General features: G+C 61.6%; 8 protein-coding genes and 1 tRNA gene. 7 read left to right on the plus strand and 2 right to left on the minus strand.

Annotation, left to right across the window (positions count from 1 at the left end; genetic code table 11):
* Complete coding sequence (locus KY494_RS25585) at positions 1-1,524, minus strand: ATPase domain-containing protein (protein WP_219891743.1); 1,524 nt, start codon at positions 1,522-1,524, stop codon at positions 1-3.
* Between the two features lie 422 nt (positions 1,525-1,946).
* Here KY494_RS25585 and KY494_RS25590 point away from each other — a divergent pair, with 422 nt between their 5' ends.
* The 6 genes from KY494_RS25590 to KY494_RS25615 all read left to right on the plus strand — a co-directional run bounded on the left by KY494_RS25590 (position 1,947) and on the right by KY494_RS25615 (position 9,156).
* Positions 1,947-3,155, plus strand: a complete 1,209-nt coding sequence (locus KY494_RS25590) for an efflux RND transporter periplasmic adaptor subunit (protein WP_308836401.1) — start codon at positions 1,947-1,949, stop codon at positions 3,153-3,155.
* 15 nt (positions 3,156-3,170) lie between these two features.
* Positions 3,171-6,335: an efflux RND transporter permease subunit gene (locus tag KY494_RS25595; protein WP_219133756.1), complete on the plus strand. Its 3,165-nt coding sequence runs from the start codon at positions 3,171-3,173 to the stop codon at positions 6,333-6,335.
* A gap of 1 nt (position 6,336) precedes the next feature.
* On the plus strand, positions 6,337-7,785 hold the full coding sequence (gene adeC / locus KY494_RS25600; RefSeq protein ID WP_219888660.1) for an AdeC/AdeK/OprM family multidrug efflux complex outer membrane factor: 1,449 nt from the start codon (positions 6,337-6,339) through the stop codon (positions 7,783-7,785).
* Between the two features lie 68 nt (positions 7,786-7,853).
* Positions 7,854-8,468 carry a TetR/AcrR family transcriptional regulator gene (locus tag KY494_RS25605; RefSeq protein WP_219888661.1) on the plus strand — a complete coding sequence of 205 codons (615 nt, stop codon included), beginning with the start codon at positions 7,854-7,856 and terminating at the stop codon, positions 8,466-8,468.
* 103 nt (positions 8,469-8,571) lie between these two features.
* Positions 8,572-8,648 (plus strand) — tRNA-Pro (locus KY494_RS25610).
* Between the two features lie 196 nt (positions 8,649-8,844).
* Complete coding sequence (locus tag KY494_RS25615; RefSeq protein WP_219888662.1) at positions 8,845-9,156, plus strand: hypothetical protein; 312 nt, start codon at positions 8,845-8,847, stop codon at positions 9,154-9,156.
* A 564-nt stretch (positions 9,157-9,720) separates the two neighbouring features.
* Here the strand turns inward: KY494_RS25615 and KY494_RS25620 are convergent.
* The gene (locus KY494_RS25620; RefSeq protein WP_219888663.1) at positions 9,721-10,482 is read right to left on the minus strand and encodes a tyrosine-type recombinase/integrase; all 762 of its coding nucleotides are present in this window, start codon (positions 10,480-10,482) and stop codon (positions 9,721-9,723) included.
* Between the two features lie 276 nt (positions 10,483-10,758).
* On the opposite strand from KY494_RS25620, the gene KY494_RS25625 reads away from it, so the two are divergent.
* Entirely contained in the window at positions 10,759-12,771 is a 2,013-nt protein-coding gene (locus KY494_RS25625; RefSeq protein ID WP_219888664.1) for a S9 family peptidase, read from the plus strand.
* Positions 12,772-12,785: the final 14 nt, after the last annotated feature.

Raw genomic sequence — 12,785 nt, forward strand, 5'->3', positions numbered from 1 at the left:
CTAGGGGAAGGGCGTGCCGCCGACGGTGGGCAAGCCCGACAGGATGCCGTGAAAGCCGGCCAGGGCCGGGCCGATGCGGATGCCCTGCGCGCTGATTTCGAAACGGCGGATGCTGCGTTCGTGCGCACTGCCGCGTTTCTTGAAGACGGAAATGGCTTGCCGCACCTCGCCTTCCGTTTCGTAATAGCGCAGCATGATGACGCCGTCGGCCAAGTAGCTGGCGTCGGCCGAGGTGGTCATCGCGGTGCCCAGCATGTTTTGCTGCACGCCGACCAGCAGGGTGGACACGCCGCGCTGGCTCAGATAATTGAGCAGTTCATGCAGGTAGGTGCTCTGGAAGCGTTCGTCGGGCACCGCATGCATGTAGCCGTTCAGGCTATCGATGACGATCACGCGGGCGCCTTGCTCCGCCGCGTCGACCACGGCCTGGGCAAATTCTCCCGGTGTCAGCTCGGCCGGATCGATCTGCTGTGCGCTCAGCAAGCCCGTGTCGAGCGCCGCCTGCAGGTGCATGCCCACGTTGTCGGCCCGTTTCAGCAGCTTGCTGCGCGCTTCTTCGAACAGGAACATGGCGCACTGTTCGCCGCGCTTTGTTGCCGCGTGCACGAATTGCGCCGCCAGGGTGGACTTGCCGCTGCCGGCGGGGCCGGAAATGAGCGTGCTCATGCCTTCTTCCAGGCCGCCGCCTGTCATGGTGTCGAGTTCGGGCACGCCGCTCGACAGGCGCCGATGGTCGCCATCGCGGCGCGTGTCGGCCGCCACCAGGCGCGGATAGACGACCAGGCCGTCACGGGCGATCTTGTAGTCGTGCGTGCCGCTGCGAAACGGCACGCCCCGGTATTTCACCACGCGCACGCGGCGCCGGTCATTGCCATACGCCTGGTTTTGCAGTTCCAGCGAGATCACGCAATGGGCCACGCTACGCACCTGCAAGCCGTCGTCGAGCGCGGAACGGTCATCGATCAGCACGGTGGTGCAGTGCCGGCTGGCCAGGTAGCGCTTCAACGCCAGCACCTGGCGCCGGTAGCGCAGGGGGTTTTCCGCCAGTAGTTGCAGTTCGGACAGCGAGTCGAGCACCAGGCGCGCCGGGCGGTGCTTGTCGATGGCGGCCAGGATGCGCTGGTTGGTCGAGGCCAGCTCGATTTCGGACGGATGGAAGATGGTGTACTGGCGCCCGGGGTCGAGCATGTCGTCGCTGGGCGCCACCTCTTCGATGGCGATGCCGGCCAGGTCCCAGCCGTGCGACAGCGCGGCGCCGCGCAGCTCGACCTCGGATTCGGCCAGGGCGAGATACAGCACGGGTACGCCATTGCGTGCCCCTTCGGCCAGAAATTGCAGCGCCAGCGTGGTCTTGCCTGTGCCGGGCACGCCTTCGAGCAGGTACAGGCGCTCGGCCAGCAAGCCGCCCGTGAGTACGGTGTCGAGGCCGGGAACGCCCGTCGACAGCAGTGGGGCCGCGTCCGGGCCGCTCACGCCCCCGTGTTGCGCCGTTCCTTGCACCTGCCCTTGCGCCTGTGCTGTCATCATCGCGCCCCCGCTTCGCCACGCCGTGGACAGCATAGTAGCGCGTCTGCCTCCGCATGTCTTTTCGATACCATTGGTAAATAATTATTTGCCACGCCTCGCATGAGGGCCAGTGTTGCGTCCTTGTCGGCCAGTTCAGCAAAGAAATCTTGACCCTGCTAAAGTAATCACGCAATCCACCTTTTCCGCCGTGCCGTTTTTGCCACCGTCCGCCAGGTTCCTGCTCAACTTTGCTGGTGTGCCGCCGCTGTTGCTGTCCTCATTTTATTGCCTCATTGATAATTTAATTCACTTGATAGTTGCTTTGTTTCAATTGTAACGATGCTTGACGATTTTAGAATGATCGTTCATTCTTTGATCTGCGTTAATAAATTTAGTCATTTCTAACGACACTAGCCAGCTTCTTTTTCAGAAAGTCCAAGATGCAACCAACCTTTTCATTGACGTCGCCGCGTACGAGCGGCGCTATTGCCGTTCTGTGCGCCACTGTAATCATGGCCGGCTGCAGTAAAAAACAGGAAGCACCTCGCGCGCAGCAAGCGCCACAGGTGGTCGTGTTTACTGTTAATCCGGCCGCGTTGCCGATGAGCGCCGAATTGCCCGGCCGTACGAATGCCTACCAGGTCGCCGATGTGCGTCCGCAAGTCGGCGGTTTGATCCAGAAGCGCCTGTTTGTCGAGGGTAGCGATGTGAAAGCAGGCACGGCCCTGTACCAGATCGACTCGGCCACCTACCAGGCGGCATACAACTCGGCCAAGGCCGCGCTGTCGAAAGCCAAGGCCAACCTGCTGACGGCCGGCCCGAAAGCGTCGCGCTACAAGGAACTGGTTGCCATCGAAGGCGTGAGCCGACAGGAATACGATGATGCCGTCGCCGCGTTCGAGCAAGCCAAGGCAGACGTCGAGTCCGCCACCGCGGCGCTGGAATCGGCCAACATCAACCTGAAATACAGCACCGTGACGGCGCCGATCAGCGGCCGCACCAGCCGCTCGTCCGTGACGGCCGGCGCGCTGGTGACGGCGGGCCAGGCTGAAGCGCTGACCACGGTACAGCAACTCGACCCGATCTATGTCGACGTGACCCAGTCGAGCACCGACCTGCTGCGCCTGAAACGCCAGATGGCCGACGGTTCGCTGAAGAAAGTCGGCGAAGGCCAGGCCAAGGTTGACTTGATCTTGCCGGACGGCAGCAAGTACGGCGAGTCGGGCAAGCTGCAGTTCGCCGGCGTGACGGTCGATCCGACCACCGGCAACGTGATCCTGCGCGCGCTGTTCCCGAACCCGAAAGGTGAATTACTGCCAGGCATGTACGTACGCGCGCAGCTGGAAACGGGCGTCGATGAAAAAGCCATCACCGTGCCGCAAGTGGGCGTGACGCGCAACCAGAAGGGCCAGGCGACCGCCTTGATCCTGAACAAGGAAAACAAGGTCGAGCAGCGCGTGCTGACCACCAGCGGCACCGTCGGCACCAACTGGCTGGTGACGTCCGGTCTGGCCGCAGGCGACCGCGTGATCGTGGAAGGCTTGCAAAAAGTCAAGCCAGGCGCGCCAGCCGTCACCGTGCCGGCCAAGGCCGACGCTGCTCCTGCCGCTGCCGCTTCCGCCGCCGCATCGGCCGCCAGCGCCCACTAATTCAGGAGAATATTAATGGCCCGTTTTTTCATTGACCGCCCGATTTTTGCCTGGGTGGTCGCGATCGTCATCATGCTTGCCGGCGTGATTTCGATCCTCAGCCTGCCGATCGCGCAGTACCCGAGCATCGCCCCGCCGTCGATTTCGATCAGCGGCTCCTACCCTGGCGCCTCCGCCAAGACCGTGGAAGATGCGGTCACCCAGGTCATCGAACAAAAGATGAAGGGTATCGACGGCTTGCGCTACATGGCCTCGTCGAGCGATGCCACTGGCGGCATCAGCATCACGCTGACGTTTAGCAGCGGCACCAACCCGGACATCGCCCAGGTGCAGGTACAGAACAAGCTGCAGCTGGCCACGCCACTGCTGCCGACGGCTGTCACGCAGCAAGGCCTGGTCGTGTCGAAAGCCACGAAGAACTTCCTGATGGTGTTCGGCTTCATTTCCGAAAACGGCAAGATGGACCAGACCGACTTGAGCGACTATGTGGCCGCCAACGTCGTCGATCCGCTCAGCCGTGTTGCCGGCGTGGGCGATGTGACCCTGTTCGGTTCGCAGTACGCCATGCGTATCTGGCTCGACCCGGCCAAGCTGCAAAGTTTTAATCTGACCCCGGCGGACGTGATCACGGCCGTGCAGGCGCAGAATGCCGAAGTGTCGGCCGGTGAGCTGGGCGGCACGCCGTCCGTCAAGGGCCAGCAGCTGAACGCGACCGTGTCGGCGCAAAGCCGCTTGCAAACGGTGGAGCAGTTCGGCGCCATCTTGCTGAAAACCACGACCAACGGTGCCATGGTGTACCTGAAGGACGTGGCCAGCATGGAACTGGGCCGCGAGAACTACAACACCGTGGCCCGCTACAACGGCCATGCGGCCACCGGCGTGGCGATCAAGCTGGCGACGGGCGCGAACGCGCTCGATACGGCCAATGCGGCGAAAGCCATGCTGGGCAACCTGAGCAAGCAATTCCCTGAAGGCATGAGCTACCAGGTGGCGTTCGATACCACCCCGTTCGTGAAACTGTCGATCGAAGAAGTGGTCAAGACGCTGGTCGAAGCGGTCATCCTGGTGTTCCTGGTGATGTATCTGTTCCTGCAAAACTTCCGCGCCACGCTGATCCCGACCATGGCCGTGCCGGTCGTGCTGCTCGGTACCTTCGGCATCCTGAACGCGTTCGGCTATTCGATCAATACGCTCACCATGTTCGCCATGGTGCTGGCCATCGGTCTGCTGGTTGATGATGCCATCGTGGTGGTGGAAAACGTCGAGCGCGTGATGAGCGAAGAGGGCTTGTCGCCGCTGGAAGCGACGCGCAAGTCCATGACGCAGATCACGGGCGCGCTGGTCGGTATCGCCATGGTGCTGTCGGCCGTGTTCGTGCCGATGGCCTTCTTCGGCGGTTCGACGGGCGTGATTTACCGCCAGTTCTCGATCACCATCGTCTCGTCGATGGTGCTGTCCGTCATCGTCGCGCTGGTGTTTACGCCAGCCTTGTGCGCCACCCTGCTCAAACCGGTCGAAAAAGGCCATCACGCGACGAACAAGGGTTTCTTCGGCTGGTTCAACCGCAGTTTCGACAGCAGCAGCAACAAGTACCAGGGCCTGGTTGGCAGCATGATCCGCCACCGCGGCCGTTCGATGCTGTTGTATGTCATCCTGCTGGCCGGCCTGGTATTTGTCTTCATGCGCCTGCCGACCTCCTTCCTGCCGGAAGAAGACCAGGGCATCCTGTTTACGCAGATTCAATTGCCGACGGGCGCCACGCAAGAGCGCACCCTGAAAGTGATCGAACAGGTCGAAGACCACTTCATGAACAGCGAGAAAGACAACGTCGCTTCCGTGTTTGCCGTCGCCGGTTTCAGCTTCGGTGGTAACGGTCAGAACACGGGTATCGCCTTCGTGCGCCTGAAAGACTGGTCGCTGCGCAAGGACGTGGCGCAAAAAGCGCCTGCCGTGGCCGGTCGCGCCATGGGCAAGCTGTTGCAGATCAAGGATGCGATGGTGTTTACGTTCGCCCCGCCTGCCGTGCTGGAACTGGGTAACGCCACCGGTTTCGACATGCAGTTGCAGGATATCGGCGGTGTCGGGCATGACGCCCTGATGGCGGCGCGTAACCAGTTGCTGGGCATGGCGTCGCAGAATCCGGCCATGGTGGGCGTGCGCCCGAACGGCCAGGAAGACACGCCGCAGTACAAGATCGACATCGACCAGCAGAAAGCCACCGCGCTGGGCTTGCAGCTCTCGGAAATCAACCGCGTGCTGAGCGTCGGCTGGGGTAGTTCGTATGTGAACGACTTCCTCGACCGTGGTCGCGTGAAGAAAGTGTTCATGCAAGGTAATGCCGAATCGCGCATGCTGCCGGAAGACTTGAACAAGTGGTTCGTGCGCAACACGGCTGGCCAGATGGTGCCGTTCTCCGCCTTTGCCACCGGCAAATGGATTTACGCATCGCCACGCCTGGAACGCTACAACGGCTTGCCGTCGGTAGAAATCCTGGGTACGCCGGCGCCGGGCCAAAGCACGGGCGCCGCCATGAACGCGATGGAAGAGATGGTGGCCAAGCTGCCGCCTGGCATCGGCTTCAGCTGGACCGGCGTGTCGCTGGAAGAGCGCGAATCCGGTTCGCAGACGCCGCAGCTGTATGCGCTGTCGCTGCTGATCGTCTTCCTGTGCCTGGCCGCGCTGTATGAGAGCTGGTCGATTCCGTTCTCGGTGCTGCTGGTCGTGCCGCTGGGCGTGATCGGCGCCGTGCTCGGGACGTGGATGTTCGGCCTGTCGAACGACGTGTACTTCCAGGTGGGCTTGCTCACGGTGGTGGGCCTGTCGGCGAAGAACGCGATTCTGATCGTCGAGTTTGCCAAGGAAATGCAGGAATCGGGCATGTCGCTGCTGGACGCGACCTTGCATGCGGTGCGTCTGCGTCTGCGTCCGATCCTGATGACCTCGATTGCCTTCGGCCTCGGTGTGTTGCCACTGGCTATTTCCAGCGGCGCCGGTTCCGGCAGCCAGAACGCCATCGGTATCGGCGTGCTGGGCGGTATGTTGACGGCCACGTTCCTCGGTATCTTCTTCGTGCCGGTGTTCTTCGTGCTGGTGCGCGGCTTCTTCTCGAAGTCGGACGCGCCAACCACGCCGGCGACGCCTGGCGCGCCAGCCGTCACGCTTTCCAAGGATGCACATTAATATGAAAAAATCACTACTCTCCATGGCGGCACTGGCCTTGCTGGCCGGTTGCAGCCTGGCTCCCACGTACGAGCGTCCGGCAGCGCCGGCGCCCACGGCGTGGCCGACCGGTCCTTCCTACAAGGCCGACGCGGCCGCCGCCGACGCCAAGCCGGTGGCGGACGTCGCCTGGCGCGAGTTCTTTGCCGATGCGCGCCTGCGCCAGGTACTGGAACTGGCGCTGGCCAACAACCGTGACCTGCGCGTCTCGATCCTGAACATCGAGAAGGCGCGCGCCACGTATGGCATCGAACGCGCCGCGCTGATCCCGACCCTGTCGGCGTCGGGTGGCCAGTCGGCCACGCGCATTTCGAAAAACGCCAGCCCGACGGGCGAAGCGTCGATCAATCGCCAGTACACGGCGAACCTGGGCGTGTCGGCCTACGAGCTGGACTTCTTCGGCCGCGTGCGCAGCCTGTCCGACAGCGCGCTGGAACAGTATCTGGGCACGGAAGAAGCACGCCGTGCACAGCAGATCAGCCTGGTGGCCGAAGTGGCCAGCACCTATCTGAACCTGGTGGCCGACCAGCAGCGCCTGCGCGTGGCGCAAGATACCCTGAAGAGCCAGCAGTCGTCGTATGACCTGGCCGTGCGCCGCTTCAGTGCCGGTGCTACTTCCGGCCTGGACAAGTACGATGCCCAGACCAGTGTCGAATCGGCCCGTTCCGACGTGGCTGTGTTCACGAGCCAGGTGGCGCTGGATCAGAACGCGCTGGTCTTGCTGGTGGGCGGCCCCGTGCCGGCCGATATGCTGCCGCCAGCCGAGTTCGGCACCGTGACGGCGCTGACGGACATTCCGTCCGGCGTGCCGTCGGACGTGCTGCAACGCCGTCCCGACGTGCTGGCGGCGGAGCGCACCCTGCGCGCCGCCAACGCCAACATCGGCGCGGCGCGCGCGGCCTTCTTCCCGCGCATTTCGCTGACGGCCACGGCCGGTTCGGTCAGCGACAACCTGTCGGGCCTGTTCAAGGGCGGCAGCGGCACGTGGAGTTTCCTGCCGCAGATCAGCTTGCCGATCTTCGATGGCGGCGTGAACCGCGCCAACCTCGATATCGCCAAGGTGCAGCGTGAAATCTCTGTGGCACAATACGAAAAGGCGATCCAGGTCGCCTTCCGTGAAGTGTCCGATGCGCTGGCCCAGCGCGGCACCATCGACGAGCGCCTGCAATCGCAGGTCTCGCTGGTCGAAGCGTCGACGAAGAGCTACACCATCCACGATGCGCGCTACAAGCAGGGCGCCGAGTCCTACCTGAACGCCCTGGTGGCCCAGCGCGCGCTGTACACGGCGCAGCAAAGCCTGATCACGGCGCGCCTGGCCAAGTCGACCAACCTGGTGACCTTGTACAAGGTGCTGGGCGGCGGTTGGCAGCCTGAGCAGACAGCCGTCGCGGCGGCTGGCGGCGTCCAATAATCACGGGGACGCCGACGCCGGCCTTGCCCTTGTCCGCAGGGGCAGGGCCGGCGCGCTACTGGAAAATCATGAACCAAGTTGAAAAGAAGCATCCGGATCCCGAGCGCGCCAACACGCGGCGCAAGCAGGTGCTCGATGCGGCCGAAAGCTGTTTCAGCCGCCGCGGCTTCCACGGCGCCAGCATGGCCGAGATCTCCAAGGCGGCCGGCATGAGCGCGGGCCACATCTATAATTATTTTGACAGCAAGGATGCGATCATCGCCGCCTTCGTCATGCAGAACATGGAGCGGGTCACCAACCTGATGCAGGACCTGGCGCAGCGCGAAGACCCGCTGCAGGCCGTGGTCGATAATGCTGGCGAGCATGTGCTGGAAAGCCTGGACCCGAAAACCTGGGTGATGCCGCTGGAAATTTTTGCCGAAGCGTCGCGCAACCCCGCCATCGCGGAAATGTTGCACTGCGCGGATGTGCGTTCGCGCAAGCTGTTTCTTTCGATCATACGCGATGCGCGCATCAAGCGCGGCTTGCCGGCCGACGAAGGGATGCTGGAAGGGCGCCTGAACGCCATGATCGCCATGTACCAAGGCTTGCCCGTGCGAGCGGTGCACAATCCTGACATGAAGGTCGAACCCCTGATCGCCGGTTTCCGCATCGTCCTGACCGCATTGCTGCTGGGCGAGTAGAACGCTTTGCCCCCAGGCTGAAAAAAACTTTGCGCAGTTCGATATGAATCAAGCGCAAAGCATGGCAAAAACCTAAAAGCCTCTGCTATAATTCCCACCTCGTCGGGGCGTAGCGCAGCCTGGTAGCGTACATGCATGGGGTGCATGGGGTCGGAAGTTCGAATCTTCCCGTCCCGACCATTAGATTCAAGGAGTTACAGCGCAAGCTGTATAGAAACCCAGTACTGTATATTATACGTTTGTATAATATCGGTGCTGGGTTTTCCCGTTTACATGACGTATGATTTTCAGTGCCGCATGCTGATGTCCCCTATCGGCCAGAAGCAGCCCTTCGAACGGCCGAAAATTTTCAGTGTGATGGGATTTACGAGGTGATATGAGCTATCAGTTGGTACTGCAGGTACGTGGCGACTCTCTAGGTGACTTCGACGTAATGATGAATTTGGAAAAGGAACTTTCCATTGAGTTGAATGACATTGTTGACGTCGACGGCCATGATATGGGCTGTGGCGAGATAAATATTTTTATTCTGGCCACAAATCCGACGGCCGTGTTTGAAGCGAGCAAACCCATCCTAGATAGGTTCAAATTGCTACATGATGTAAAAGCTGGATACCGATTGCTTTCTGATGATATCTACACAACCATTTGGCCGGATGGCTCAACTGATGATTTTTTGGTCGCGTAGCTGGCAACCCGGAAGATTTGGCGGCTGCAATCGGCCAGAACCCGACATTGGCAATCGAGATATATCATGCATGATCGTAATAACACGTTCTTAGGATAATGAGTATGGACTCCGAACACGTTCTCTATATTAGGCGTCCAGGTCCTAGGCCTGCGTTCCACCTTGTGGCTGAACACTTGTGGGGGGCGGGTTGCGACTATGACTCAGACGGAAATAGTATGACGGCCCTAGATAGCGAATGGACAGAACTCACTGTAGCCTTGCGCGGGGCAGGGCAAGATGAACAATTGAGCATAGACCTTCTCCCTCATGGCCCCCTCGTTCTGGTCGTTCGCTCACCTAGCGAGGCCCTTTGCGCGCGCGCTACGCAATTCATTGTTAGTTGCTCAGGCGGCTCAATTGAACAGCCACCTGATGAACTGTTTTGAATGCTAAACGATCTCAAAGGCAAGACATGTAGGTCGAGCGCCTTGCATGTACAACCGAACTCTGACCGACCGCAAAGGGGCGAAAGCAGCCATCCAGCGTTGACAGAGGATGGCGGCTATTTGCAAAAGTCGGGCTTTACTCAAGCCAGGGTAAGTCCATCGGAATCTCGGAAACATCCGCAATCACTTCCTTGATGTAGATATCCGTGGTCTTGCCTGACGTGTGCACCAGGCGCTTTTGAATGTCGCTGCGGTTCTCGCCGCGCCGTGCCGCATCCGTGGCCGCCAAGGCCCGGATATCGCGGAATACCACGTCATCCTTCATTCCAATTCGCTCCTTTGCGCGATCCCACATTGAACTAAGGCCCGAGCGGGTGTAGGCGCCGCCTTTTTGCGTCGGGAACACGAACTGGCTGATCAGCCCATACTTGATTTTCAGTCCACGGGCGCGGGCGATCACTTCGGCAATCTCAGGCGTAACGACGATATCGACCGCCTTGCCACTGGTTTTTTGTGTCTTGCTTGGCTTGATTCTGATCCGCCCATCTTCAATCTGTGATTCTTTTAGCATGCGGATATCAATGCCGCGCGCCCATAGCAGATAGGACATATCGATGATGCAGGCGAACATGGGACCGCTGGCCGTCGGGATGCTCAAACCTGTGCCCTTGCGTTCCTTGCTCATCATGCCGGCTTCCCGTATCGCCTGCACTTGCGTATGCGTGGCCAGCACCTCGCGCCGTCCGGTCTTGTAGCTGGACATGTCGAGTTGATCGATTGGGTTGTCCTGGCGCAGGCTCAGAGTGCACGGGATTTGTTCAATGGTCTCGGGCCTGACGTGCGGCGCGAGCATGCTTGCAGCGGCGACCCTGAAGACCGCGAGCGGCGCCGAGGGCATCTTCTATGCGTCTACAGCAGGGAAAACGGCTACACCTGCCTGCTTGGGCTTGACCTGCTTACAGGCACCAGCGAGGCTGGCGGCGTTTGCTAAGCAAGCCCCTGGCCGCGCTCGCGTCAGTGATTTGACGCACCTGCCAGCCCCCGTTTTCGCCATTCTATCCCCCGATTTCCGTCCCCTGTCGCTGTCATCAACCTGGCAACACGGCTTTCGCCTATGATTTGCTGGCACATGCACGTGTGATGTTTCCCTTCATCCAGTAACCATGAGGTGTCCATGATTCGCTATGCCCTGCCTGCCCTGTTGTTTGCCGCCGCGCTGCCGGCGCACGCCCAAGCCCCTGTCAATCACACGCCGCTGATCGAGCGGGCGAAGATCTTTGGTAATCCCAGCAAGTCCGGCGGGCGCATCAGCCCGGATGGCAAGTGGCTGTCGTGGATCGCGCCGCGCGATGGCGTGCTCAATGTGTGGGTGGCGCCGGCCAGCGACCCGGCGCAGGCGCGCCCGCTGACGCAAGAGAAGGTGCGGCCCATCCGCGGCAGCTTCTGGTCGCCCGACTCGACAACCCTGCTGTTCATCCAGGACAAGGGCGGCGATGAAAACTTCCTGCTGTATGGCGTGAACGTGGCAACGGGCAAGCAGATCAATTACACGCCGTTCGAGAAGACGCGCGTGCGGATCGTCCAGATCAGCAGCAAGGTCAAGGACCGCATCCTGGTGGGCATCAATAACCGCGATGCGCGCTGGCACGACGTGTACAGCCTGGAGCTGGCCAGCGGCAAGCTGACCCTGGTGCAGCAGAACGATGGCTATGGCGGCTACCTGGCCGATGAATTGCTCAATTTGCGTATGGCCAGCAAGGCGCGCGCCGATGGCGGCATGCAGTATTTCCGCCTGACGGACGGCAAGGTCGAGAGCACGCCGCTGACCGAGGTGGGCCTGGAAGACTCGCAGACGACGGCGCCGCTGGCGTTTACGGTCGATGGCAAGACCTTGTACTGGACCGACTCGCGCGGCCGCAATACCTCGGCGCTGCTGGCGCAGGATGTCGCCAGCGGCAAGACCACGCTGGTGGCGCAAGACCCGCGCGCCGACATTTCTGACGCCCTGTACGACACGCGCACGGGCAAGGTGCAAGCCTATTCCGTCGACTATCTGCAGCAGGAATACCTGCCGCTGACGGACGACCTGAAGGCCGACCTGGCTTTCCTGAAGAAGCATGCGAAGGGCCAGTTCAACGTGACGTCGCGCACGGAAGCCGACGACAAGTGGCTGGTGGGCGTCGATACCGTCACGGCGCCGGCATCGAGCTGGCTGTATGAGCGCAAGACCAAGAAGCTGACGCAGCTGTACGTCACGCGCCCGGAACTGGAAGGCGCGCCGCTGGTGCCCATGTACCCACAGGAAATCAAGGCACGCGACGGCCTGACCCTGGTGTCTTACCTGACCCTGCCGCATGCATCGAAGGCGAATGCTGGCGGCAAGGCCACGCAGGCGGTGCCGATGGTGCTGCTGGTGCACGGCGGGCCATGGGCGCGCGATACCTACGGCTACAACGGCTACCACCAGTGGCTGGCCAACCGCGGCTACGCCGTGCTGTCGGTGAACTACCGCGGCTCGACGGGCTTCGGCAAGCAATTCATCTCGGCCGGTGACCTGCAGTGGGGCCGCAAGATGCATGATGACTTGCTCGACGCGGTGCAATGGGCCGTCAAGAGCGGCGTGACCACGGCGGACAAGGTGGCCATCATGGGCGGCTCCTACGGTGGCTACGCCACCCTGGCCGGCATGGCGTTCACGCCGACGACGTTTGCCTGCGGGGTCGATATCGTCGGCCCGTCGAACCTGTTTACCCTGCTGCAAACGATTCCGCCGTACTGGGAAGCGGGCAAGCAGCAGTTTTACAAGCGCATGGGTGATCCGACCACGGAAGACGGCCGCGCGCTGCTGAAGGAGCGCTCGCCGCTGAACTTTGCGCAGAACATCCAGCGGCCCCTGCTGATCGGCCAGGGGGCGAACGACCCGCGCGTCAACGTGGCCGAGTCGGACCAGATCGTGGCGGCCATGGCGGCCAAGAATATCCCCGTCACGTATGTGCTGTTCCCCGACGAGGGCCATGGCTTCGCCCGTCCCGTCAACAACATCGCTTTCAATGCGGTGACGGAAAACTTCCTGGGGCAGTGCCTGGCGGGCCGCGCCGAGCCGATCGGTGCGACCCTGAAGGCGTCCACCGCGCAGGTCAAGCACGGCGCCGAATTTGCGCCGGGTTTGCCGGAGGCGATGCGCTAAGAGCCTATCCCAGT

Origin of the sequence: Janthinobacterium sp. PAMC25594 (assembly GCF_019443505.1) — a bacterium.
In the GTDB taxonomy this organism is placed as follows: domain Bacteria; phylum Pseudomonadota; class Gammaproteobacteria; order Burkholderiales; family Burkholderiaceae_D; genus Janthinobacterium.

Excerpts from the sequence above, each read along its gene's own strand:
- KY494_RS25585 (WP_219891743.1), bottom strand. The coding sequence starts at position 1,524 with ATGACAGCACAGGCGCAAGGGCAGGTGCAAGGAACGGCGCAACACGGG.
- KY494_RS25590 (WP_308836401.1), top strand. The coding sequence starts at position 1,947 with ATGCAACCAACCTTTTCATTGACGTCGCCGCGTACGAGCGGCGCTATT.
- KY494_RS25595 (WP_219133756.1), top strand. The coding sequence starts at position 3,171 with ATGGCCCGTTTTTTCATTGACCGCCCGATTTTTGCCTGGGTGGTCGCG.
- adeC (WP_219888660.1), top strand. The coding sequence starts at position 6,337 with ATGAAAAAATCACTACTCTCCATGGCGGCACTGGCCTTGCTGGCCGGT.
- KY494_RS25605 (WP_219888661.1), top strand. The coding sequence starts at position 7,854 with ATGAACCAAGTTGAAAAGAAGCATCCGGATCCCGAGCGCGCCAACACG.
- KY494_RS25615 (WP_219888662.1), top strand. The coding sequence starts at position 8,845 with ATGAGCTATCAGTTGGTACTGCAGGTACGTGGCGACTCTCTAGGTGAC.
- KY494_RS25620 (WP_219888663.1), bottom strand. The coding sequence starts at position 10,482 with ATGCCCTCGGCGCCGCTCGCGGTCTTCAGGGTCGCCGCTGCAAGCATG.
- KY494_RS25625 (WP_219888664.1), top strand. The coding sequence starts at position 10,759 with ATGATTCGCTATGCCCTGCCTGCCCTGTTGTTTGCCGCCGCGCTGCCG.